Annotated in this window: 7 tRNA genes; all 7 read left to right on the plus strand. The window is 48.9% G+C overall.

The window, feature by feature from the left end:
- Positions 1 to 25: 25 nt before the first annotated feature.
- A tRNA-Met gene (locus LQZ75_RS09690) sits at positions 26 to 99 on the plus strand.
- 6 nt (positions 100 to 105) lie between these two features.
- Positions 106 to 179 (plus strand) — tRNA-Asp (locus tag LQZ75_RS09695).
- A gap of 5 nt (positions 180 to 184) precedes the next feature.
- Positions 185 to 257: transfer RNA gene (locus LQZ75_RS09700), tRNA-Phe, on the plus strand.
- Positions 258 to 293: 36 nt separating this feature from the next.
- Positions 294 to 364: transfer RNA gene (locus tag LQZ75_RS09705), tRNA-Gly, on the plus strand.
- Between the two features lie 4 nt (positions 365 to 368).
- Positions 369 to 442 (plus strand) — tRNA-Ile (locus LQZ75_RS09710).
- Between the two features lie 39 nt (positions 443 to 481).
- Positions 482 to 569: transfer RNA gene (locus LQZ75_RS09715), tRNA-Ser, on the plus strand.
- A 35-nt stretch (positions 570 to 604) separates the two neighbouring features.
- Positions 605 to 676 (plus strand) — tRNA-Glu (locus LQZ75_RS09720).
- Positions 677 to 706: the final 30 nt, after the last annotated feature.

Genomic DNA, 706 nt, shown 5'->3' on the forward strand with positions numbered 1-706 from the left:
CGAAAGGTGATTAACTTAATATTATCGCGGGATGGAGCAGTTCGGTAGCTCGTCGGGCCCATAACCCGAAGGTCGTTGGTTCAAATCCAGCTCCCGCAATTGAATGGTCGCATGGTATAGTTGGTTATTACGCCCGCCTGTCACGCGGGAGATCACGGGTTCGAGTCCCGTTGTGACCGTTAATGGCTCAGTAGCTCAGTTGGTAGAGCAATGGATTGAAGCTCCATGTGTCGGCGGTTCGATTCCGTCCTGCGCCATAATAGTGGAAACACTATGAATTGAATAATAATAATGCGAATGTAGTTCAATGGTAGAACGCTAGCCTTCCAAGCTCGATACGCGGGTTCGATTCCCGTCATTCGCTTTATGGGCCTATAGCTCAGCTGGTTAGAGCGCACGCCTGATAAGCGTGAGGTCGATGGTTCGAGTCCATTTAGGCCCATATGGAGTAACGTAGTTAAATAATTGTGTTACTTGGTCTGGGGAAGTACTCAAGAGGCTGAAGAGGCGCCCCTGCTAAGGGTGTAGGTCGGGAAACCGGCGCGAGGGTTCGAATCCCTCCTTCTCCGTAGTTGTATTATCAATAGAGCTTAAATAATTTTTTGTCCCGTTGGTCAAGTGGTTAAGACACCGCCCTTTCACGGCGGTAACATGGGTTCGAATCCCGTACGGGACATTTACAATTGATGTAAATGTCGGTTGTATA

The sequence above is a fragment of the Periweissella fabaria genome (genome assembly GCF_918814575.1).
Taxonomy (GTDB): Bacteria; Bacillota; Bacilli; order Lactobacillales; family Lactobacillaceae; genus Periweissella; species Periweissella fabaria.